This is a genomic window from Agrobacterium sp. S7/73 (assembly GCF_019355535.1).
Classification (GTDB): domain Bacteria; phylum Pseudomonadota; class Alphaproteobacteria; order Rhizobiales; family Rhizobiaceae; genus Agrobacterium; species Agrobacterium tumefaciens.
Window position 1 is genome coordinate 456,824 of record NZ_CP072138.1, and the last position, 21,761, is coordinate 478,584.

18 protein-coding genes and 2 pseudogenes are annotated in these 21,761 nt (G+C 57.8%); 14 read left to right on the forward strand and 6 right to left on the reverse strand.

The genetic code is table 11. From position 1 onward, the window contains the following. The first annotated feature begins 74 nt into the window (after positions 1-74). Both J5276_RS26730 and J5276_RS26735 read left to right on the forward strand, forming a co-directional pair. Positions 75-869 (forward strand): TIM barrel protein, encoded by a 795-nt coding sequence (locus J5276_RS26730; protein ID WP_060642069.1) that lies wholly within the window; start codon positions 75-77, stop codon positions 867-869. A gap of 23 nt (positions 870-892) precedes the next feature. Further along, positions 893-1,912 carry a Gfo/Idh/MocA family oxidoreductase gene (locus J5276_RS26735; protein ID WP_080850477.1) on the forward strand — a complete coding sequence of 340 codons (1,020 nt, stop codon included), beginning with the start codon at positions 893-895 and terminating at the stop codon, positions 1,910-1,912. 637 nt (positions 1,913-2,549) lie between these two features. On the opposite strand, the gene J5276_RS26740 is transcribed toward J5276_RS26735, so the two are convergent. Continuing rightward, on the reverse strand, positions 2,550-3,446 hold the full coding sequence (locus J5276_RS26740) for a transglutaminase family protein (RefSeq protein WP_209159919.1): 897 nt from the start codon (positions 3,444-3,446) through the stop codon (positions 2,550-2,552). A 517-nt stretch (positions 3,447-3,963) separates the two neighbouring features. After that, on the reverse strand, positions 3,964-4,632 hold the full coding sequence (locus J5276_RS26745) for a GntR family transcriptional regulator (RefSeq protein ID WP_209159920.1): 669 nt from the start codon (positions 4,630-4,632) through the stop codon (positions 3,964-3,966). 83 nt (positions 4,633-4,715) lie between these two features. Here J5276_RS26745 and J5276_RS26750 point away from each other — a divergent pair, with 83 nt between their 5' ends. The 4 genes and pseudogenes from J5276_RS26750 to J5276_RS26765 all read left to right on the forward strand — a co-directional run bounded on the left by J5276_RS26750 (position 4,716) and on the right by J5276_RS26765 (position 7,612). Continuing rightward, the gene (locus tag J5276_RS26750) at positions 4,716-5,336 is read left to right on the forward strand and encodes a C39 family peptidase (protein WP_025591215.1); all 621 of its coding nucleotides are present in this window, start codon (positions 4,716-4,718) and stop codon (positions 5,334-5,336) included. 45 nt (positions 5,337-5,381) lie between these two features. Further along, positions 5,382-6,450, forward strand: a pseudogene (locus tag J5276_RS26755) (D-alanine--D-alanine ligase family protein). 188 nt (positions 6,451-6,638) lie between these two features. Beyond that, the gene (locus J5276_RS26760; RefSeq protein ID WP_013637284.1) at positions 6,639-6,902 is read left to right on the forward strand and encodes a hypothetical protein; all 264 of its coding nucleotides are present in this window, start codon (positions 6,639-6,641) and stop codon (positions 6,900-6,902) included. Positions 6,903-6,913: 11 nt separating this feature from the next. Then, a complete protein-coding gene (locus J5276_RS26765) occupies positions 6,914-7,612 on the forward strand; it encodes a nucleotidyl transferase AbiEii/AbiGii toxin family protein (protein WP_209159921.1) in 699 nt (232 codons plus the stop codon). Between the two features lie 415 nt (positions 7,613-8,027). Here J5276_RS26765 and J5276_RS30575 read toward each other — a convergent pair. Then, a pseudogene (locus tag J5276_RS30575) lies at positions 8,028-8,273 on the reverse strand (IS6 family transposase); the annotation flags it as partial. A 68-nt stretch (positions 8,274-8,341) separates the two neighbouring features. Then, positions 8,342-8,953: a TetR/AcrR family transcriptional regulator gene (locus J5276_RS26770; RefSeq protein WP_112650655.1), complete on the reverse strand. Its 612-nt coding sequence runs from the start codon at positions 8,951-8,953 to the stop codon at positions 8,342-8,344. Between the two features lie 148 nt (positions 8,954-9,101). On the opposite strand from J5276_RS26770, the gene J5276_RS26775 reads away from it, so the two are divergent. The 4 genes from J5276_RS26775 (at position 9,102) to J5276_RS26790 (ending at position 13,114) form a co-directional block, all read left to right on the forward strand. After that, the gene (locus J5276_RS26775) at positions 9,102-9,368 is read left to right on the forward strand and encodes a hypothetical protein (RefSeq protein ID WP_038496670.1); all 267 of its coding nucleotides are present in this window, start codon (positions 9,102-9,104) and stop codon (positions 9,366-9,368) included. Between the two features lie 435 nt (positions 9,369-9,803). Next, a complete protein-coding gene (locus J5276_RS26780) occupies positions 9,804-11,753 on the forward strand; it encodes a methyl-accepting chemotaxis protein (RefSeq protein ID WP_219256758.1) in 1,950 nt (649 codons plus the stop codon). A gap of 424 nt (positions 11,754-12,177) precedes the next feature. Then, positions 12,178-12,537, forward strand: coding sequence for a hypothetical protein (locus J5276_RS30850; protein WP_370647645.1), 360 nt, complete (start codon positions 12,178-12,180; stop codon positions 12,535-12,537). Beyond that, positions 12,527-13,114 (forward strand): DUF1349 domain-containing protein, encoded by a 588-nt coding sequence (locus J5276_RS26790; RefSeq protein WP_209159925.1) that lies wholly within the window; start codon positions 12,527-12,529, stop codon positions 13,112-13,114. Before J5276_RS30850 ends, J5276_RS26790 begins: the two co-directional genes overlap by 11 nt. Before the next feature lie 127 nt (positions 13,115-13,241). Here the strand turns inward: J5276_RS26790 and J5276_RS26795 are convergent, their stop codons facing one another. Then, the gene (locus J5276_RS26795) at positions 13,242-14,006 is read right to left on the reverse strand and encodes an SOS response-associated peptidase family protein (RefSeq protein WP_209159962.1); all 765 of its coding nucleotides are present in this window, start codon (positions 14,004-14,006) and stop codon (positions 13,242-13,244) included. Positions 14,007-14,064: 58 nt separating this feature from the next. Beyond that, positions 14,065-15,117: a non-homologous end-joining DNA ligase gene (gene ligD / locus J5276_RS26800; protein WP_209159926.1), complete on the reverse strand. Its 1,053-nt coding sequence runs from the start codon at positions 15,115-15,117 to the stop codon at positions 14,065-14,067. A gap of 282 nt (positions 15,118-15,399) precedes the next feature. Here ligD and J5276_RS26805 point away from each other — a divergent pair, with 282 nt between their 5' ends. The 4 genes from J5276_RS26805 to J5276_RS26820 all read left to right on the forward strand — a co-directional run bounded on the left by J5276_RS26805 (position 15,400) and on the right by J5276_RS26820 (position 21,327). Continuing rightward, the gene (locus J5276_RS26805; RefSeq protein WP_065687553.1) at positions 15,400-16,152 is read left to right on the forward strand and encodes an ImuA family protein; all 753 of its coding nucleotides are present in this window, start codon (positions 15,400-15,402) and stop codon (positions 16,150-16,152) included. After that, the gene (locus J5276_RS26810) at positions 16,073-17,584 is read left to right on the forward strand and encodes a DNA polymerase Y family protein (protein WP_065687554.1); all 1,512 of its coding nucleotides are present in this window, start codon (positions 16,073-16,075) and stop codon (positions 17,582-17,584) included. The genes J5276_RS26805 and J5276_RS26810 overlap by 80 nt, the downstream gene beginning before the upstream one ends. Next, positions 17,581-20,838, forward strand: coding sequence for an error-prone DNA polymerase (locus J5276_RS26815; protein WP_065687555.1), 3,258 nt, complete (start codon positions 17,581-17,583; stop codon positions 20,836-20,838). The genes J5276_RS26810 and J5276_RS26815 overlap by 4 nt, the downstream gene beginning before the upstream one ends. Before the next feature lie 90 nt (positions 20,839-20,928). Next, entirely contained in the window at positions 20,929-21,327 is a 399-nt protein-coding gene (locus tag J5276_RS26820; RefSeq protein WP_065687556.1) for a DUF1419 domain-containing protein, read from the forward strand. Positions 21,328-21,761: the final 434 nt, after the last annotated feature.

Genomic DNA, 21,761 nt, shown 5'->3' on the forward strand with positions numbered 1-21,761 from the left:
AAACATGAATTTTGGCCCGGCGCGTTCGCCGGGCCTTGGGACAGTCATATCCAAAATCCAGGGAACCACCCCAAATGAGCAGTACGAATAACACCCCGTTTCCGTTAGCCGCCTGCGCGGAGATGCTGTGGCGGGACAAGCCTATCGAATGGCGCGCTTCCCGATTGAAGGAGCAGGGATTTGGCGTGGGCCTCTGGAATTGGCCAGAGCACGACATCGCCAAGCTCGAAGCCACAGGTGCGACCTTCACAATTATGAACGGTTACCTGACCGGGCGTCTTACGGATGAAGAAGGTGCAGCCGAACTTTTGAGAACCGCGCGCGAAACAGCTCAGATCGGTAAACGTCTTGGCGTGCAGCGCCTCAACCTTCACGGCACTGGCCTCGGGGATCGTGGACTACCGATTCAGCCTGTCGAGGTCGTCACGGGAGCCATGTGGCTGAAGGCTCAGGATACGCTACGCCGAATCGTCGACCTCGCGGAAGAAGAAAACGTGGTTTTCACGCTGGAAAACCTCAATCTTCCCGTCGATCACCCCGGCGTTCCGTTCGGGCGCGCCGAAGACACGTTGGCACTCGTATCGAGCATCGACCATCCGCGCCTGCGTTTGAACCTGGACCTCTACCACGCGCAGATCGGTGAGGGGAACCTGATCGAACTTTGCCGCAGGAGCCTGCCGTGGATCGGTGAGATTCAGGTGGCCGATGTACCCGGGCGATTTGAGCCGGGCACCGGCGAAGTGAACTGGAAGGGGATCGCAAGAGCCCTGAGCCACATGGGCTACTCCGGCCCGATCGGGATGGAAGCATGGGCATCCGGAGATGCTGACACCGCGCTTGCTGCCTTCCGCGAAGCCTTCACTCTCTGATTTCAAAAACAGGACTAAAAATCATGACCAAGGTCAAAACAGTCAACGTCGGACTTATCGGGGCAGGGCGCATCGGTTCGTTTCATGGTGAGAGTGTCGCAAAAAGGCTTGTGGACGCGGAGCTGATAGCCGTCGCCGACCCCGCCCCCGGAGCCGCTGCAAAGCTTGCGGAGAGGCTGGGCGCCGACGCTTCTTACACCGACGTTGCAGAAATGCTTTCTCACCCCGGTCTGGATGCGGTCATCATTGCGACACCCGCACGCTTTCACACCAATATCCTCGTGCAGGCTGCGGAGGCCGGCAAGGCGATATTCTGCGAGAAGCCAATGGCGCTCACGCTTGAAGATGCGGACCGCGGCATTGCAGCCGCAAAGGCCGCAGGCGTTCCGCTGCAGGTCGGTTTTAATCGTCGCTGGGACCAGGCATTTGCCGAAGGCCGCGAAGCGATCGACGCCGGAAAGGTCGGGGCAGTTCAACTCATCCGGTCGCTAACGCGTGATCCTGGTCCGTTCGGCGGCGACCCAGGCAGGATTCCTTTGTGGACCATCTTTTATGAAACGTTGATCCACGACTTCGACACCCTGCTTTGGTTGAACCCCGGCGCAAAGCCTGTCGAAGTGTTTGCAATGGCAGATGCGCTGGTTCGCTCGGACGCACGCAATACAGGCTTCCTCGATACCGCCGTCGTCAATATTCGTTTTGACAACGGCTCGATCGCGGTTGCGGAAGCAAACTTCTCTGCAATGTACGGCTACGATATTCGCGGCGAAGTATTCGGCTCCGGCGGAATGGTTGCGATGGGCGACGTACGACGTTCTAGCATGACGCTGTTCGACGCTACTGGCGTATCCAACGACACATGGCGGCGCGATACGGACCACTTCGTTCAGGCCTATACGGCGCAGCTTGCTTCCTTTGTCGATGCGGTTCGTAACGGCGTTGTTCAGAATGCACCAACAGGAGCTGATGCTCGCAACGCTCTGGCGATTGCACTTGCTGCGATTGAATCCGTGTCGAAAAAACAGCCGGTTCCTGTGAGTTGAAGGCATAGATGGCAGGGGCCGATAGTGCCCCTGCCATCACATAGGTATTGGAAAAATCAGCCGCTCAGAAACGCATCGGCGGTGCGAACGACAATCGTCATGGCAACGAAATCAACAGTTCAGAAGCCCAAAACAGTATCTGATTTGAGAAACATGCTTGCGGTCAAAAGCTTGAGGCTATCGAGCCATCAAGAGAGAGTAGCGCGAACTGCAGTCGCCTGCCCGGAAGTCGTCGCCTTCGGGACAGCAAATTCGCTTGCTGTTTGTTGTTCCGTCACCCAGTCGACGGTGGTTCGGTTGGCGATCTCTCTTGGGTTTGAGAGTTACCGCGAATTCAGACGCGTTTTCCGGCAGCATGTGAAACTCAACGCAACCTACAGATAAGGTATCGATTCCTGAGTCTCGCCGTACACCTACCGTGAGGGAAAGCTGCTATTGCCAAGTTTGTTAGCTCGTGTGTCGCCGCTCGGATAGGAGCACACATTATCACTAATCAACATCGTGCATGTTCGGCGCAGGCGCGAAGAAGTGTCGGTTCACCCGGTCCAGGTATCTTCATCATAAAATTCGGTTGCGCCGGCGAATTGCCGTGAGACTAGCTTGGGCGGCAAACGCCGGAATAGGCAATGCGTTCCGATCAGTTGAGCACAGTTTCGATGCGATCATCCGTTGTGACGTTGACCTGGACTGACATGCCCTCGTAGTCAGCAGCTGTTCCGTCGTAACTTCCCCACAAAGGAACTGCCTGCTTCGGATCCCGCGCCACCCCAACACGGATAAGATCATGGTTGCCCACGATACCGTTGGTTGGGTCGAACTCAGCCCAACCGGCGCCTGGCAAATAGATCTGGCACCACGCATGGGTGGAACCGCCGCCAAGGGTGGTGGATCCGTCTCGGTCTGGAACGTAGATATAGCCCGTGACGAACCTGGCCGCGAACCCAAGTGATCGAGCGGCCTCCATCATAAGTAGCGCGAAGTCGCGGCAGGTTCCCTTTCGAAGCTGCAGCGTCTCGGTCGGCGCTTGCGTTCCATGCTCTTGTCGTCGGGCATAGATGAAACTTTCATGGATGGCGTAGCACAACGTCATCAGCAGGTGCCCGGTTTCAGTGGGTTGCCCGATTCGCACGAATTGGCGCGCCCATTTACCGACCTGATCATGTGGATCAGCGTAGTGGCGCTGGATGGTTCGTTCCAGATCCAGCGCTTCGTCTGGATCATATGAAAACGGGTAAGTCAAAGCTTCCTGATCGATTTGCAGATCAATTGCGACATAGGGTGTATGGTCAAGGCGAATGACGGTTTCGAAGCGGAGCTCTCGTGAGGGTTGAGCAAAGCCGATCACTGCGACGCAGTTTCCGAACACATCATGGATCCAACGAAGATAGTCCGGTTCCGGGTCAATGAGGAGGTGGGAGCTCAACAGCGTCTGATCGAAACTGTCTCTCGGTCTGAACAAAAGTCTGTGCTCTCCGAACTCAACCGGCCGTTTATAACGATAGGACGTGACGTGTCGGACGGTAAATATTGTCATCGATCACCGGGGGGTACGAGGTCCAAGACGGCTGGCACCGTATCACTCTAAAGAAGCACATGCATTGTTACATCGTTCCAGCTGGCATGAGATAATCCGCGCGGGCGATGGCCCCCAACCTATTGGCGACAATCCGGGTGAGGTTGAAAACCGTGATGCGGCATATCAAATGCCCCGAAGAAGCCCACGCCTAATCCACCTTGAGCCCGCCCGATTGGTTCGCGACGTTAAGCTAAAATCACTCTTTGTCCACTTTCAGCCGAAGCGAAAGATAGTTTTAAGACGAAACTTCCGAAGAGTTCGTGATAGCGCAACGGTCTGTCAGGGTAGATTCCTACGTCTGCAGTGTGGGGGTCAGCGATTCACCTCTCATCAAGAGCAATATGCCTGTCACCCGTCTCAACGACAGCGGATCTCCCAGGACAAACGAACTTTCGCTCGTCTCGGCCAGAAAGCTGACGTCGGCCACCGTCCGTTGCCATTTAAGGCATGGCCAAACGCTGAACCGGCGAGCCGCTTAGCTCGACTGGGCGGCCGTGCTGAGCTTGCGACTTCCTTCAAGCAAATGACGCTGCAAAATTGCACTTGCAGCGTCGATATTCCGATCTCTGCAAGCCTTTAGCAGAGCACGGTGCTCCCCCTGCGATTGCTGCTCATAGTCCAAGCTGGATAGCAATACACGTACGTAGCGGTCGGCTGCATCATGGTGGGTAGCGATAAGGCCGATGAGCCGCTCATTTTGGCAGGCGCCGTAAAGTGTCATGTGGAACTGCTTATTCAGCGTCCCCCAACGTCCCACATCCTTCTCAGCGTCGATCTGGGCGAGAAATGTTGCCGCCCTGTCCAAATCGGCTGTCGTCAGCCCTACATATGATAGGCGCAAGGCTTCCGTCTCCAGTAGCGAGCGAATGGAATAGATCTCCGCAATCTCCTTGGCATCTATTCTTGCCACGAAGGCCCCCTTTGTCGGGTGAATGGTTACGAGGCCCTCGCTTTCCAGAAGCCTCAAGGCATCACGCACAGGCATGCGGCTGAACCCAAATCGTGCGGCCAGCTCGTCTTGTCGGAGCGCGACGCCACCGCGAAGCTCTCCACCGGAAATCGCTTCCCTGAGAACCCTTGCGATGCGATCCGCCACGGTCTCCGGCCGGATGGTTTCAACATTTATTGCGACGAAATCGTTCATGGCCAACCTTCTCCGAGACAGCAATCATCTTGATCATGCCAAGCAACCTCGTATACGAGTATACCGCTCAGGAGATTTTTGCCATGCCCTTATCAACAGGCGTCGTTCCTTATTTCAGTCAGTGGGAAACACCGGAGATGACATTGCCCGTGCTTGCCGAAGGATCTGCGGCGCTGCTGCGCGATCCGCTCTGGCGGCAATCGGGTGCCGAGACGATCGAGGAATACGCGCGCTGGGCGGTCAATGTCTGCGGCATGGCCTGCCTGAAGATGATCCTGGCAGCGCGCGGCGACCTGCTTCCGACGCTTGCTCTCGCCCGTGCCTGCACCGCCTATGGCGGCTATGTCGTCAACGAGCTGGATGCTTCGATCAAGGGACTGATCTATGCGCCCTTCGTGACCTATGTGGGCGAGCGCTTCGGGCTCTCGGCAGAAACGATGACGGGTGTCGCAACAGAGAGCATCCCCGGTCTGCTCGCTGAACGCCCGTTCTTCATCGCCTCGGTCAATAGCGGCATACGCTGGCCGGAACGCATGCCGCCCTCAAAAGGCGGGCATCTCATTCTGGTGACGGCAGCCTCGGCTGATACGGTCCGTTTCCACAATCCATCCGGTCATGATGCTGCGAGCCAGGCGGATGTGCTGCTACCGCTTGCCATATTCGACCGCTTCTTTGCCAATCGCGGCATCGCGATCGGCTTCTGACATCTATTTAGACTATTTAGACACGAGATTATTTTGGGGGTTTTCATGACATCTTCCCGCGGCAAGCTGCGCATCGCCGTTCTCTTCGGCGGCCGCTCGGCCGAACACGACGTCTCCGTCATGTCGGCGACGAATGTCGTGGGGGGCACTGGAGCCCTCGAAATACGAGGCGGTGCCGATCTTCGTGACGCGGGAAGGCGAGTGGCTGCTCAGCCATTTCGAAAATGGCGTGCTCGCCAGGCCGGCAAACGGCACCGAAATCGCATTGGTGCCCGGCGGGCGTGGGCGGATGATCGCCATCGACGGCGGCAGGATGAGCGATGCCGGGAAGATCGATATTCTGTTCCCGGTTCTGCATGGTATTTTCGGCGAGGATGGTTCCGTGCAGGGACTGGCGGAGGTGGCCCGCGTGCCACTGGTTGGCTGCGGCATCCTGGGTTCAGCGACAGCGCTTGACAAGGATATCGCCAAGCAGCTGCTGCGGGCGGCGGGGTTACCGGTGGCGCGTGCTGTTACCGTGCATGCGGATCGGGTGCCGTCCTTCGACACGCTTGAGATCGCGTTGGGTTTGCCGCTGTTCGTTAAGCCGGCGCGTCAGGGGTCTTCGGTCGGCGTGCGCAAGGTTTCCGGCAACCAGGAATTTGCGCCGGCGCTCGCGGAGGGCTTCAAGCATGACCGCAAGCTGCTTGCCGAGGAATTCATCCGCGGCCGCGAGATCGAGTGCAGCGTGCTCGAGGACGCCAAGGGTGGCCTGTTCGTCTCTCGCCCGGGTGAGATCATCCCGGCCGAAAGCCATGGCTTCTATAGCTACGATGCGAAATATATCAACGACGATGGCGCGGCGCTGACGGTTCCGGCAGAGCTTCCGCCAGAGGTTGAGACGAAGATCCGCGAGACGGCAGCACTCGCCTTCCGGGCGCTCGGTTGCGACGGTATGGCGCGCGTCGATTTCTTCCTGACCGAGGACATGGCTTTTTTGGTCAACGAGGTGAACACCATTCCGGGGTTCACCGATATCAGCATGTATGCGAAGGCGATGGCGGCAAGCGGCGTCAGCTATCCTGAGGTAATCGACCGGCTCGTTGAACACGGTTTTGCGCGCGCCGGCCTCTGAGCCGCAAAATGCCTCTTCCCGGTGTAGTAGACATGCACCGGGAAGAAAAACGCCGCAGCTTCGTCTGCTCTTGTGACAAGAACTGGAATAAGCCGGATTAATGCCGTTGCATGCCTGCGTCTGCTGTGTTTCTTGCGTTTTTGGCGGGTATGTATTACATAACTTATTGAAAATTGGTGGTGATAACGATGTCTAGCGTTGCGATTAAGGTACTGTCGACGGTGAACGCCCCTTACGGGACGAACCTTTCGGCTGAGCAACTCGCTTCGAAGATTTCGGATTTTGCGAGCGTTGAGAATTTCGATGCTTCGGCATTCTCATTCTATTCCGAAGTGAAAGCCGAGCTCCAGCACCAGTTTCTGGATGAGATGGAAATCGACCACGGTACAGCATCCGAGATTGCCCAGAAATTCTCGCAGCTAGCTGGATATCCCCTCGCCCTAGCCGCCTGAGGGTTGTCCTGATGAGCCAATGGGAAAGCCTTTTCGACCAGGCTGCGTCAATTATCAATCAGGCGAACTCTTCTTTTAAAATCCTCGATAGCTGGACTTTCGGGGGTGGCACCGCCCTTATGCTCCAGATAAACCATCGTGAAAGCTTCGATATCGACATTTTCGTCGATGATCCGCAGGTCCTCCCATATCTGAACCCGACAACACAGGGCTATACCCTGCAGGTGAACCCAGATGAATATGTTTCGGACGGGACGCATGCGTTGAAAATCGTGTTCGCGGGCATCGGTGAAATTGACTTCATTTGTGCTCCAAGTCTGACCAACGATCCAACATCCCGTGTCGCAGTACGTGGAATCCAAGTTGACCTTGAGACCCCGGGCGAAATCATCGCGAAGAAGGTTCACTATCGAGGATCCTCTCTTCAGCCACGTGACATGTTCGATATCGCGTGCATCGCCAAGGCATGCGGCGATGGATACGTTCTCGAAGCTCTCTTGCCATTCAAAAACAGGGCCGCCGCTGCATTGGCAGTCGCCAAGAGAATGGATGCAGGCCTCGCTAGCACAGTTATGGGGAAGCTTCAGTATAGAGAAGGATATGCGGGTATTTCGAAAACTGCTCAAGCGACGACAATCTCGCTTTTGAAAGCGGTGTGCGATCACAAGCCATCGGTATCCGCAGCGCCTTCCTCTACATCTCCGCGCTGATTTCTACGCAACTTGGCGACCTTAGCTATACCGCCGTTCGGTCGATCATTCTTTCGGTGCGCATCATTCCGATTAGCCAGCAAAACCAAGTTAGGGCGGCGCCAGCGAGTGTGAGTGAATTGCGTCGCAAATGCTTAGCCAATCCACGACGCGTGGACGACGGTTCGAATCCGTTCAAGAGCCACAATATTGCTGGGCGTCCTGCGTTACTGGGCTAATGAGAGGCTTGCGCGTGCGTGTAAAGTGCCGCACCAACTTTTTGTGCTGCGGCTGTCGGTTTTCAGCTGGGTTTAAGCCAGTTTTTCATTTGGCATTGTACCAACACATTGCTTCTATGGTATTGACCGAAAACATCTTTCCGAAGTGAGAGTGGATCTTTTCGAAATGGAAGAATGGATCATATTCGTGCGATAACCAACAGCCATTTGTCGCCGAGCTTGTCGATCGATCGCTTCCGGATTTCATTGGCAAAGTGCCTGTCGAATTTCTCAGCCCTAAGTCTCACGGTCTGACGAGAGACGATGACCCCACGAGCTGCCAGCACATCCTCGGCCATTCGCAGACTGAGCGGAAACCGGACATAGAGCTAAACGGTATGGGCAATCACGTCAGGTGGAAATCGGTGGCGACGATAAAGAGGATCGCGGGCAAGTCTGGTCATATAGCCTTATTCGACGCCCGGTTAACGTTCACTGCCTTCAGTAGCACTTCCTTCTTGCACCAGCAGGATCAGGCAGAAGCCTGTGCACCTAGACCAAACGAGACCATCGCAGCTTCACACGCACGCGTAAACCGCATCGACGGACCTTCTTTGCCGGCGGCAAGTTTGCTGACGCGTGCTCCCTCTAACAGCATGGATAGCGTATCAGCCAAAAGTTCAGGATCGCTTACACCTGTCGAACGACAAAGATCGGCAAGCCGGGAATGCTGTTCCATCTTCAACGTTTCTATTATCGCATGTGCAGGGTGCCCTTGCTCTTTCAACTCTACCGCAGCATTGGCCAAATCGCATCCATAGGGCTCGCTGGAAAGACATTGTGCGCGCGCTTTAACCCATGCCGTGAGTTGAGCCCTCGGGTCGCCCGGGCTCTCTTTTTCGAGATCTTCCCAGGCTTTATCGAGCGTTCGAGAACTGTGCTTGAGCGCTTCACACACAAGATCGTCCTTGGAACCAAAATGTCGGTATAAGGTCATCTTGTTGGTCGAGGCGGCTTCGGCAATGGCATCAACACCGATGCCGCGTATCCCATGTTCACGAAACAGTTGGCAGGCCGTTGACACAATCCGGTCACGAGGTGCGATTTTCTGCTCAGAAGCACGATCAGATGTCTCGGATTTCATGAGTTTAATTTTTACCCTCAAGCGGTGTTGACATGCGTGTTACCGATCGGTAACTATCACAAAAGTTACTTACCGGTAACACCTTGGCGCGAGCCCGTCAAGCAATCGCCCGCTTTCACAGCTTAGGAATTATCGAAAGGAGACTGAGATGAGACAGACGATAGACGAGATGACGCTCGCCGAGATTTTCGCAGATCCACTGATCCGTTCAGTCATGCGCGCCGATGACGTGGGCCTGGACGATTTCAAAGAGTTGATGCATTCAGCGGCGACGTCCTTGACGACACGCGATGGCGCAGCATTCGCTGGACAGTTTGAAACGAGCGGGCCTGCAGCTTCATCGAAGCGTACACTCGTAACCGCCGTACAGCCCTTGTTCGCAGGTTTCTTTAAGCCTTGCGCTGCCAATATGTGAATGTGGCCTGCATCACCATCCCGCAAGTCGGGCTTATCCGTGGTGGGATGGCTAATCGCAAGCTGATCTTTCAGATATTGGTATCTCCTGCGCCCGTTTGGGCATGAAGAAATTGTAAAGTATTTAACTATAACTAATCGCAAGAAAACGAGCGAAGCACGGCCGTGGAACAATCGGTTCTTGCCCGTGTTTTGCGAAAAGTGGCCCGGCGTTTCCGCCTGTTGGCGGGGATGTCGTGTCGCCCGCGGAATGGTGACCTGCCCGTATTTGAAGGGGCAGGCCGGCGTTTTTCGGCGCATGCATGATGCAGTTGCGATCAGAGCCGATGATGCGGCTACCGAAGCCTTGATGATCGAGGTACGCGACGTGCAATGTCAGTCTTGCCGAACACCTCCGGCACGGGGAAGGAGCGGTATTCATGCCCTGAGGTTATCCGTGTCATTTCTCCAGAATGCCAGTATCCGCACCAAAATTCTGTCGCTCATTCTACCGCTCTGCATCATCGGTCTGGGTGCAACAGTATATATGTCCGCCCGTTACAAAAACGCGGACACGCTCTATTCAGAGTTCATTGCCAGCGATAATGCCGCGCTTGTCGAGCTTTCTCGTGCCAACCGCAATCTTCAGGCGGTGGCTTACGGTGCTTATCAGGTAATGGCATATGACACCTCCATTCCGGATTTCGCCGTCGCCAAAGGCGAGTATAACACCGACAAAGGCGAACTGATCTCGCGATTGAACAACGTCAAGGCCATATTCCCGGAAGAGACGGCCACAATCGACAAGCTGCTCAAACAATCTCAGAGCATCATCACAAGCACGGATAAGGCCGTCGAGCTTGGCTCCGCTAATCGTAATCAGGAGGCCGCGGCGGAACTCCTGAAGGCTGATGGGCAAATTCGCGCGGCCGGAAACGAAATAGGCTCGTTGCTGGACAAGCTTGCCAAGGGTGTTGCGACAGGCAGCGACGATCTGACGGATCAGACGAATTCCACGATCCTGACCTCGCTTGTTGTGGTTGGCATCAGCTTTGCAGCCGGCATCATTCTCGCGCTGTTCGTGGCCTCGCGTGGCATCACAACGCCGATTGCCCGGCTGCGGGAGCGTATGGTGTCGCTGGCAGGCGGCGATACGGCAGCCGAGATCGATGGCATGGACCGCAAGGACGAAGTCGGCCAGATGGCGGTTGCCGTTCAGGTGTTCCGCGAGAGTGCGATCGAGCGCATCCGCCTTGAACAGGAAACCGAAGCCAATCGCAGCCTTTCGGAAAAGGAACGCATCGCGCGCGAGCAGCAGAAGGCCAAGGAAGCTGCCGACGTCAAATTTGCCGTCGACAATCTGGCGACCGGTCTTTCGAAGCTTTCGGATGGCGATGTGTCATACCGCATCGGCCAGCCGTTCACGGCCACACTTGACGGCGTTCGTAACGACTTCAACATGTCCGCCGAAAAGCTACAATCGGCATTGACCCGGGTTGCGCAGAATGCCGGTGGCATCGGCGCGGGTGCAAACGAGATCAAATCGGCCGCCGACGATCTGGCCAAGCGTACCGAACAGCAGGCAGCAGCCGTGGAAGAAACCGCTGCCGCTCTGGAAGAAATCACCACGACAGTGAAGGATTCCACCAAGCGCGCGCAGGAGGCCGGCCTGATCGTCAGCCGCGCCAAGGCAGGTGCCGAACAATCCGGCGAGGTGGTACGCCGCGCCGTGGTCGCCATGGAGCAGATCTCCAAATCCGCCAACGAGATCAGCAACATCATCGGCGTGATCGACGAAATCGCCTTCCAGACCAACCTTCTTGCGCTCAATGCCGGCGTGGAAGCTGCGCGTGCGGGTGAGGCGGGCAAGGGCTTTGCCGTCGTCGCGCAGGAAGTGCGCGAACTGGCGCAACGCTCCGCCAATGCGGCCAAGGAAATCAAGGCGCTGATCACCACCTCGAACGATCAGGTGCAGCAGGGCGTTCAGCTGGTGGGCGACACCGGCAAGGCACTGGCGACGATCGTATCGGAAGTGCAGGAAATCAACCGGCACGTCGTTTCCATCGTGGAATCCGCGCAGGAGCAATCCTCCGGCCTCCAGCAGATCAATACCGCGGTCAACCAGATGGACCAGGACACGCAGAAAAATGCTGCCATGGTGGAAGAGACCAACGCCGCCAGCCACAATCTGGCCAAGGAGGTAGCTTCGCTCAACCAGCTTCTCGCGCAGTTCAAGCTCGCCGATACCGCCTATCAGCAGAAGAGCCAGCCCGCTCCGGTTCGCAATGCCGGCGGCAACGACAGATACGTGGCATCCCCCGTACGCGCGCTTGGCCGCAAGCTTGCATCCGCATTCTCCGGTAACGCTGCTGTCGATACGTCAAAGGACGACTGGCAGGAGTTTTGATCGGCGATCGGTCAACGACATGAGCATCGGCGGGGGATATCCCCGCCGCCAATCAAGGACTATGCCACGCAATCGGAAATCGTTTGCGTGGCATAGTTTATGCCAGAGGGGTGACGAACATGTCTGGCAATCTTCGCAATACATTGTCCTTCACGCAGCGCGTCGCGACTATGGCCGCGGGATCTTTTTGGGCACTGACTCATTCTCGATGATGTTTCGGATTCAATTGGTGTGATTTTCGAAGGAGAATCAGCGCCATGCGAGCCCAGTTTCGACTTCCGACCTGATCCCGGCCGGTTTGAACGTTGAATCGGTGCATGATGCCACCGACGCGATCGTTGTCACTGCGTCCGCCGGGTCAACGGACTCCATATGTCCCCACTGCGGGACCGTTTCCCGTCGAGTTCATAGCCGTTCCTCTCCGGTGATCGGTGATCTGCCGTGTATGGCTCGACGGATCGAATTGCATCTGACCGTCAGGCGCTTTGTCTATAGTGCTACCAACTGCCATCGAAAGATTTTTGCCGAGCGCTTCGGTGACGGTGTGGCCTCACGCTCCCTAACGAACTTCACTGCCTCAAGCTTGTACTCGCGGCTGGACTTCCTTCATTGCATTTATGCACTCCAGTTTCGTTGGAAGCACCTTAACTTGGTGTCCACGAAACTGGCAGCAGGCCAACACTCACTTTACCGAGTTTATGATCACGGGTATCCGTTGAGTCGGGCAATAGCCCCACCAGCAGTGATGCAAGGGCAATTCCGGAGACAGTGCCGTGGACGTTAATCTCAAAGAAGCCGAGTGGCTGAATAAACCTGTAGTGTGGGAAGCCACCGAGACGGGTCTCTCTTTAACCACCGAAGCAAACACTGACTTCTGGCGTGAAACGCATTACGGCTTCACGCGCGACAGTGGCCATTTCCTAGGCGTAACGGTCGTGGATGGTTTCACAGCGAGTGTCCGTGTCCAAGGCGAATTCCGGTCTCTCTACGATCAGGCCGGTCTTATGGTGCGCATTGATGAAAATCGATGGGTGAAGTCAGGCGTTGAGTTTACAGATGGCGAACGGTTTCTCAGCACAGTCATCACCGATGGAAAATCCGACTGGTCAGTGTCCCAGCCCTTCAAGGAACTTGAAGATTTCTATATCCGGATCACATTGAAGGAAGGCACGATGCGTATTCAGGCATCCTCCAATAGTAGCATATGGCCGTTGCTGCGGCTTGCTCCGTTTCCTAAAGTTCCCCATTATTTCGTTGGGTTGACTGCATGTACGCCTGAGCGTGGCGGACTGGATGTCCGGTTTTCGGAGTTTTCAGTCGGTGCGGCGATCACTACCGATCTCCACGACCTGTCCAGCTAGCAGCTATTTAAGGGAGTTCTTCACAAATGCCGTCTCGATCTATCGTCCTTGTAACAGGTGCCAGTAAAGGGATACGAGCAGCCACGGCCTCTCGGCGCCAGTGCCGCCTGATCAGACACTACACAAATCAGTCTTGGTCAACCGGTTCGCCCGATTTCGACACGACGGTGGTCCCGTACGGTTCTCGCGACGAAATAATCAACGCATCGTTCTGAAGCGGGCGGACAAGATGTTTTGCCTCCTCCCACGGCGCCCGCATCCAGATGTCCGTGTCCTCCTTCGTCAGCAACAGAACCGGCATGGCTTTCTCATGGATCGGTTTCACGAGATCGTTGGGGTCTGTGGTCAGAAAACCATAGAGATCGTCGGTCGTGAGCCCGTCCCGAACCTTTCGGACGCTTTGCCATTGCGGCACATGGATGCCGGCAAAAAACATCAAAGATTTCTCGTCATCGCGGGCAAACCAGGCATTGGGCACATTGCCGCCTTCCTCTCTGCTCGCCGGATCCGGTTCGGCGAAACTGGTGACTGGGACAAGGCATCTGTGTTCGACGTCGAACCATCGCGTCCAGTGCGGGAAATTGAGCTTACGCACGTTTGTCGTGCCGCGGTCGGCCTCCATGCGGATCAGCTCCTCGAGATCAAATGGCTTGCCCTTGGCCGCGAGCTTCTCGGCCTTGGCTTTGGCCGCTTTCTCCAAGGCGAAGCGAGGGGACGGTAATCCCCATCGCGCATGCACAAGCTGCTTCTTGCCGTCCGCCGTGTTGCGCACGATCGGCCCCATTTGGTCGGGGTTCATCTGATAGGCTGGCATCAGGTTGATCAGGCTTTCGGCGTCCTGAGCCCATTTGGAGACCCAGTCCTTGTCTTCCATCCGATGTAGATTGCACATGGCAGCAATTCCTCCGTTGCGACCGAATGCAGTTGTGTGGTGAGTTCCGCCTGCGTCGCTAGTCGAGCTTGTAAACGTCGGCATTGTCTTGCTGTTCCCGCAAGCCTTTGTAGGAGGCATGGCGTAGCTTGCCGTCCGCCGTCCAGGCCCGAAACTCGATCTCGGCAATCAAAGTCGGCTCGACCCAAACGATGTCTGCCTTTTCGGCATAGGAAACAGGCGGCTTCTTCCGTTTCCAGCGCAGCTTGTCAAGCATCTTGCGCAGCCTGTTCATCTCGGCTTGCTTGAAGCCCGTCCCGACGTTCCCGACATGAACGAGCTCGTCACCGCGATAGGCAGCAAGCACCAGAGAGCCGAAGCCGCCGGACGATGCCGTCGATGGCTCGTAGCCAACAACCATGAAGGCTTCGCTCTTAACGCACTTGATCTTGACCCAGTCGCCGGTCCGGCCGGAGCGATAGGGTTGATCCAATTGCTTGCCGACGATGCCCTCGAGGCCAAGGCTGCCAACATGTTCCAGCAGGATCGCGGGATCGGCGTCAATGGTTTCCGAAAGGCGGATCGCGCCGTCGTGCCCCTTCAGCGTATCCTCGAGAAGATGCCGGCGCGAACGGTACTCCACGTTGCGCAGGTCATGGCCGTCGAGATAAGTAAGATCGAACGCGTAGAGGATGGCGTCCGAAGCTCGGTTGCCAGCCGTCTTTCCAGACGCACCCAACGATTTCTGCAGCAGCCCGAAATCCGGCCGCCCTTCATCGTCAAGCACAACCGCCTCGCCATCAATGATCATCGTTGCCGGACCAAGCGCCCGGGCAGCCTGCTCGATCGCCGGAAACCGGTGCGTCCAGTCATGGCCACCACGCGTGAGGATGCGGACCCCTGTCGGCTCGATATGGATAGCGAGGCGATAGCCATCCCATTTCAGCTCCCAGCTCCATTGGTCGCCTTGTGGAGGGTGCGCCTTCAGTTGGGCGAGCGCCGGCTCGACGCGATCGGGCATCGGATCAAACAGCAGCTGTGGCTGTGCGGGATTGCGCTTCCGACGCGGCTTTGACCGTAGCGGAGCTTCGGTATCACGAAGGAGCGGCTTTGATCTCGGTGGCTTCGTCATGCAAACGAGTTCAGCACGAAAACCTTAAGAAGATTGTGACGCCGTTCATCTATCCCCGCTATCCACCGTTTTGAACCCGACGGACGCAAGGGCTGCAAAAATTTCTGTTTCCCCTTACCTCCTTGAATCCTTTTCGAATCTTCGACTTTGCTAATACTGGGATAATATTCCTCAACCATGTGGTGCTTGACTCTTTTGCATTACGAGAACAAACAATGAACATATAGCCCGTACGACATAATGTCGATCCTTTGAACACGACCTTGAAGGGAGCCGTGAACGATGACTGCTGCCCGCCAGAGGGTGATTTGCGACTTGCGAGACCGCATCGCGTCGATGGAAGGGGTATCCGCGAAGCGGGCCGGAACACTTTCTTTTGGCGTTTCCGAGATCGATGCGGCCTTGCCTGGCGGGGGCCTCGCCTATGGCGCGCTGCACGAGTTTGCAGGCGGTGGCTCCGGTACTGTCGATGGTGCAGCGGCCGCCCTTTGTGTTGCCGGCATTGCCGCAAGAACAAAAGGCCCCGTCATCTGGTGTCTGACGCGGCCGGATCTTTTTTTTCCAGCTCTTGCCCATGTGGGTCTGCATCCCGACCGCGTCATCTTTGTTGAATCCGACAAGGAAGAGGATGTGCTGGCCAATATGGAGGAGGGCCTTTCCTTCGGCGGACTTGGTGCCGTCGTCGGTGAACTTGTTCGCCTGCCTATGGTCAGTTCCCGCCGCCTGCAGCTTGCAGCCGAGCGAACCGGGACCATGGCGCTCGCGGTCCGCCGATGGCGGCGACAGACGGAGGCCAATGACTTTGGGCAGCCGACGGCCTCGACCACGCGATGGCGTGTCAGCGTGATGCCGTCAGAGGAGTTGCCGGTACCGGGGGTGGGCAGGCCTCAATGGTTTCTGGAATTGATGCGCGTGAAAGCGGGTGAGTGTGCTGAGTTTCTCGTGAGGGCGTGCGATGACAAGGGTCGTCTCGATCTATCTTCCGGATCTGTCGACGGATCGCATTCGTCGGGCCGATCCGTCTATTCCGCCTGAACAGCCAATCGCCGTGATCGCGAGAAGCGGTTCGAAGCGATGGGTGTCTGCCGCCGATCCGGCTGCCAGAAAGGCGGGCGTGCATGCCGGCATGGCGGCGGCAAAGGCGCAGTCGCTGTTTCGCGGCCTGATGCTGGTTGACGCAGATTCGCAAGCCGATCAAGCCGCGCTCGAGCGCATCACGCTCTGGGCGCTGACGATCTATTCGCCGATCGTCGCCGTCGACGGGATTGATGGTATCGTCATGGATACGGAAGGCGCCGATCATCTGCAGGGTGGTGAACTGCCGATGGTGACGAAGATCGCCAACCAGTTTCTTGCCCGAAAACTGACGGCGCGCGTGGCGGTTGCCGACAGCTGGGGTGCTGCCCATGCTTGCGCCCGCGCAATCAATCGCGAAACGATTGTCGTTCTTCCGGGCGAGACGGCCCGTGCCGTCGAAAAACTGCCGATTTCGCTTCTGCGCCTGCCGTCAAAGATCGTCTCTGATCTGCGCATTCTCGGTTTCCAGACAATCGGCGAGCTTGCCAACACCCCGCGGGCCCCGCTGACATTGCGCTTCGGTCCGGAGGTCGGCCGCCGTCTCGACCAGATGCTCTGTCGTGTCGCCGAACCGATCGAACCGATCCGGACCGCAGAGCTGGTTGAAGTCTCCAAGGCCTTTGCCGAACCGATCGGGGCAGTCGAAACAATCAATAAATATGTTGGCCGTCTGGTCGTCCAACTCGTTGACGAACTCCAGAAGCGCGGGCTTGGCATTCGCCGTGCCGACCTGATCGTCGAGAAGGTCGATGGCACGAGACAGGCCATCCGCGCCGGAACCGCCAGGCCAGCCCGAGATGTCGCCTGGCTGACAAAACTGTTTCGGGACCGGACGGAAAAGATCGAGCCAGGCTTCGGGATCGAAAAGCTGATCCTGCTCGCCGTGATAGCCGAGCCTCTCGAGGAGGCTCAGAAAGCCTCTGCTCTGGTCGAGGATGAGGTCACTGATGTCACGCCGCTGATCGACCTCTATGGAAACCGGGGGCAGAGGGTCTATCGCGTCGCACCGGTCGCCTCCGATGTGCCGGAACGCTCTGTCCAGCGCATCAGCCCCGTCGCCGAACCGATCGCCGTTGCCTGGGTCAGCCATTGGCGCCGCCCCGTTCGTCTCTTGCCGAGACCTGAGTTGATCGAGGCGATCGCGCTGATGCCGGACCGGCCCCCAGTCTCCATCGTCTGGCGTGGCAAACGCCGCAAGGTCAAATGTGCCGACGGCCCGGAACGCATTTTCGGGGAATGGTGGCAGCGAGACGCCGAAATGGACGCCGTACGCGACTATTTCGTCATCGAGGATGAAGCAGGCGAGCGCTTGTGGGTGTTCCGCTCCGGCGACGGTATTGATCCGGAAACCGGGTCACACCGCTGGTTCTGCCACGGGATATTCGCATGAGCTATGCCGAGCTCCAGGTCACGACACATTTTTCGTTTCTGCGTGGTGCTTCGTCGGCGCAGGAGTTGTTTGATACTGCAAAACTCCTTGGGATCAGTGCGATCGGCGTCGTCGATCGCAATTCGCTCGCAGGCATCGTCCGCGCCCTTGAAGCATCCCGCGCGACGGGTCTCCGCCTCGTCGTTGGCTGTCGCCTCGACCTCGCCGACGGTATGTCGTTGCTGGTCTATCCGATGGATCGTCCGGCATATTCGCGCCTGACCCGGCTCATCACGCTTGGCAAGTCGCGCGGCGGCAAGAACAACTGCATTTTGCACTGGGACGATGTCATGGCTTACTCGGAAGGCATGATCGGCATTCTGGTGCCGGATCTGCCGGACGCCACATGCGCCGCGCAGCTTCGCAAGTTGGCGCACGTTTTTGGTGATCGCGCCTATGTATCGCTGTGCCTGCGCCGGCGACCCAACGACCAGATGCGGCTCCATGAGATTTCCAATATGGCGGCACGGTTCAGGGTCAAAACCGTCTTCACCAATGACGTGCTGTTTCATGAGCCGGGTCGGCGGCAGTTGCAAGACATCGTCACCTGCATCAGGCACAATACCACGATCGACGATGTCGGCTTCGAGCGCGAGCGTCATGCCGACCGATATCTGAAGCCTCCGGAAGAAATGGCTCGCCTATTTCCGCGCTATCCGGAGGCCCTGGCACGAAGCATGGAGATCGTGCGTCGTTGCAAGTTCTCGCTTGAGGAACTGACCTACCAGTACCCGGAGGAAGCCATTGTGCCGGGCAAGGATGCGCAGGCCTCGCTGGAGCATTATGTCTGGGAATGCGCGCCTGACCGTTATCCGGAAGGCCTGCCACCGGATGTTTTAAAGACCGTTCGGCACGAGCTCGATCTCATCCGCACCATGAAATACGCGCCGTATTTCCTCACCGTGTTTTCGATCGTGCGCTTTGCGAGAAGCCAGGGTATTCTCTGCCAGGGCAGGGGATCGGCGGCCAACAGCGCCGTCTGCTATATTCTTGGCATTACCTCTATCGATCCCTCGACCAACGACCTCCTGTTCGAGCGTTTCGTCAGCCAGGAGCGCGACGAACCGCCGGATATCGACGTCGACTTCGAGCATGAACGGCGCGAGGAGGTCATCCAATGGATCTACAAGACCTACCGACATGACAAGGCAGCCCTCTGCGCCACCGTTACGCGGTATCGTGCCAAGGGAGCGATCCGCGATGTCGGCAAGGCGCTCGGCCTGCCGGAAGACGTGATCAAGGCGCTATCATCAGGCATGTGGTCCTGGTCGGAGGAAGTGCCCGACCGAAATATCCGGGAACTCAACCTCAACCCTGACGACCGGCGCTTAGCGCTCACCCTGAAACTGGCGCAGCAGCTGATGGGGGCGCCGCGACATCTTGGCCAGCATCCTGGCGGCTTTGTCCTCACCCATGACCGGCTGGACGATCTCGTACCGATCGAGCCGGCAACGATGAAGGACCGCCAGATCATCGAATGGGACAAGGATGACGTCGAGGCGCTGAAGTTCATGAAGGTAGATGTGCTCGCACTCGGCATGCTCACCTGCATGGCAAAGGCGTTTCATCTCATCCGTGAGGATAAGGGCGAGGATCTCGATCTGTCTACGATCCAGCAGGAGGACGCAGCCACCTACGCAATGATCAGAAAAGCCGATACGCTCGGGACCTTCCAGATCGAAAGCCGCGCCCAGATGGCGATGCTGCCGCGCCTGAAACCCCGCACCTTCTACGATCTGGTCGTGCAGGTGGCGATCGTCCGGCCCGGTCCTATCCAGGGCGACATGGTGCACCCCTATCTTCGCCGCCGCGAAGGCAAGGAGCCGGTCGAGTATCCCACACCCGAGCTTGAGGCCGTGCTCGGCAAGACGCTGGGCGTGCCGCTGTTTCAGGAGAGCGCCATGCGCGTCGCCATGGTCTGCGCCGGTTTTACCGGTGGCGAGGCCGACCAGCTGCGCAAATCCATGGCGACCTTCAAGTTCACCGGCGGGGTCTCCCGCTTCAAGGAAAAACTCGTCTCCGGCATGGTCAAGAACGGTTATTCGGCGGAGTTCGCCGAAAAGACCTTTTCCCAGCTCGAAGGTTTCGGCAGCTACGGTTTTCCGGAAAGTCACGCGGCATCTTTTGCGCTGATCGCCTATGCATCGAACTACATCAAATGCCATTATCCGGATGTCTTTTGTGCCGCCCTTCTCAACAGTCAGCCGATGGGTTTTTATGCGCCCGCCCAGATCGTTGGTGATGCGATCAAGCACGGCGTCGAGGTGCGACCCGTGTGCGTCAACCGCTCGCGCTGGGACTGCACGCTGGAAAAAATCGGCAGCACCGGTCGGCATGCTGTCCGGCTTGGATTTCGGCAGGTGAAGGGACTGGCTGTCGCTGACGCAGCGCGGATCGTGACGGCACGCATGAATAGTCCTTTCTTATCCGTCGATGACATATGGCGCCGGTCCAGCGTGCCGACGGAGGCCCTTGTCCAGCTGGCAGAGGCCGATGCCTTTCTGCCATCGCTCGAACTCGAGAGGCGCGACGCGCTCTGGGCCATCAAGGCGCTGCGTGATGAGCCATTGCCGTTGTTTGCCGCCGCGACTGAGCGCGAGATGGCGGCAATTGCTGAGCAGCAGGAGCCGGAGGTCGCCCTTCGGCAGATGACGGACGGGCACAACGTCATCGAAGATTACAGCCATACGGGCTTGACGCTACGGCAGCATCCGGTTGCGTTCCTGCGCAGGGACCTGTCGGCACGCAACATCATCTCCTGTGGGGAGGCGATGAATGCTCGGGATGGGCGATGGGTTTATACTGCAGGTCTGGTGCTGGTGCGCCAGAAGCCCGGGTCTGCCAAGGGGGTCATGTTCATCACCATCGAGGACGAAACAGGCCCTGCCAACATCGTCGTCTGGCCGTCACTGTTCGAGAAGCGCCGGCGGGTGGTGCTCGGATCCTCGATGATGGCAATCAATGGGCGGATTCAGCGGGAAGGGGAGGTCGTGCACCTCGTCGCGCAGCAACTATTCGATCTGTCAGGCGATCTCGTTGGCCTGGCCGATCGGGATGTCGAATTCAGGCTGCCAACGGGGCGAGGCGATGAGTTTGCCCATGGGGGCGGTGGGCCGGACTCTCGCGATCGGCCGAGGCCGGTCGTCCCGCGGGATATGTTCACGCCTGATCTTCATATCGATACGCTGAAGGTGAAGAGCAGGAATTTTCAGTGATTTTTCGCTATCCCGGGAGCCGCGCCGCTTGGCGTCCCTCGAGGGCCCCCGCAGCATTTTTTTGGAAAACAGTAGAGTTGGCGTGCAGCCATGGGTGCCACATCAGCGCGATCATTACCGAACGAGGCTGAGCATGTATGGGAGTGGGACGACAGCGCGCTCTACAGTGGCGAATGGTTCGAGATCGCCGACGCATCCCACGACTACAGGTTTGAGATACTGCCGCCGCTCTCGATCAAGGCCGGGATATTCGCCATGCGCGAATTCCCGACCCGTTTGGTCACCAGCATCCTCTTCTCTCTGCCGGTCGACGGGTACCTCTGGCACTTCCGCGGTTATTGCGACCTGGCCGACAAGAGCTCGCCCGAACGCATGCAAAGCGCTGTCATCGAACGCGAATCCAGGCCCTCCCTTGTGATGACGCACGACGAGAAGCTGGAACATATTTGGTCGCGCACTGCGGACGATTGTCTCGGTTATGCGGCATAATTCCTCCGTCGATGGACTTTCGTGAACGCTCGCGCGACAGGAGGATGCAATCGCATCATTGCGTGCCCGTGCACATCTGCCGGGTGGCTCAGGCCAAACGGGACCACGAGCCGATAGTGACGTCGGCGGTTGTGATGACTGGGCAAGCTGCGGCTTGGACGTTGGATCGGCGCGGCCTGGCGCAGGTCTAGCGTGGTTTCCTCTCAGCTTCAGCATCCGAGGTTTGCCTCTGGCCGTTCCGTCCTTCGGTTTCGTGGCGTCTGAACCGGCGCCCGTTCGGTTCAAGGCCGCTGTCGCGCCGCGGGGCGGCCGGTCATGCCGCTCTCGACAAAGCAGGCACGCGGGCTTCGCAAGGGCTTGTCACCCCTGCTTGACCGCCTGCCTGCTTCGCTCGATCTGGCCTGCCCGGGCCCTGATCCGCCCGGATTGCGCCT

What these genes read in the sequence shown, in the direction of transcription:
- ligD (WP_209159926.1), bottom strand. Translation starts at nt 15,117, where the DNA reads ATGACGAAGCCACCGAGATCAAAGCCGCTCCTTCGTGATACCGAAGCT.
- J5276_RS26740 (WP_209159919.1), bottom strand. Translation starts at nt 3,446, where the DNA reads ATGACAATATTTACCGTCCGACACGTCACGTCCTATCGTTATAAACGG.
- J5276_RS26775 (WP_038496670.1), top strand. Translation starts at nt 9,102, where the DNA reads ATGAGACAGACGATAGACGAGATGACGCTCGCCGAGATTTTCGCAGAT.
- J5276_RS26810 (WP_065687554.1), top strand. Translation starts at nt 16,073, where the DNA reads ATGACAAGGGTCGTCTCGATCTATCTTCCGGATCTGTCGACGGATCGC.
- J5276_RS26765 (WP_209159921.1), top strand. Translation starts at nt 6,914, where the DNA reads ATGAGCCAATGGGAAAGCCTTTTCGACCAGGCTGCGTCAATTATCAAT.
- J5276_RS26820 (WP_065687556.1), top strand. Translation starts at nt 20,929, where the DNA reads ATGGGTGCCACATCAGCGCGATCATTACCGAACGAGGCTGAGCATGTA.
- J5276_RS26805 (WP_065687553.1), top strand. Translation starts at nt 15,400, where the DNA reads ATGACTGCTGCCCGCCAGAGGGTGATTTGCGACTTGCGAGACCGCATC.
- J5276_RS26745 (WP_209159920.1), bottom strand. Translation starts at nt 4,632, where the DNA reads ATGAACGATTTCGTCGCAATAAATGTTGAAACCATCCGGCCGGAGACC.
- J5276_RS26770 (WP_112650655.1), bottom strand. Translation starts at nt 8,953, where the DNA reads ATGAAATCCGAGACATCTGATCGTGCTTCTGAGCAGAAAATCGCACCT.
- J5276_RS26730 (WP_060642069.1), top strand. Translation starts at nt 75, where the DNA reads ATGAGCAGTACGAATAACACCCCGTTTCCGTTAGCCGCCTGCGCGGAG.
- J5276_RS26795 (WP_209159962.1), bottom strand. Translation starts at nt 14,006, where the DNA reads ATGTGCAATCTACATCGGATGGAAGACAAGGACTGGGTCTCCAAATGG.
- J5276_RS26735 (WP_080850477.1), top strand. Translation starts at nt 893, where the DNA reads ATGACCAAGGTCAAAACAGTCAACGTCGGACTTATCGGGGCAGGGCGC.
- J5276_RS26750 (WP_025591215.1), top strand. Translation starts at nt 4,716, where the DNA reads ATGCCCTTATCAACAGGCGTCGTTCCTTATTTCAGTCAGTGGGAAACA.
- J5276_RS26760 (WP_013637284.1), top strand. Translation starts at nt 6,639, where the DNA reads ATGTCTAGCGTTGCGATTAAGGTACTGTCGACGGTGAACGCCCCTTAC.
- J5276_RS26815 (WP_065687555.1), top strand. Translation starts at nt 17,581, where the DNA reads ATGAGCTATGCCGAGCTCCAGGTCACGACACATTTTTCGTTTCTGCGT.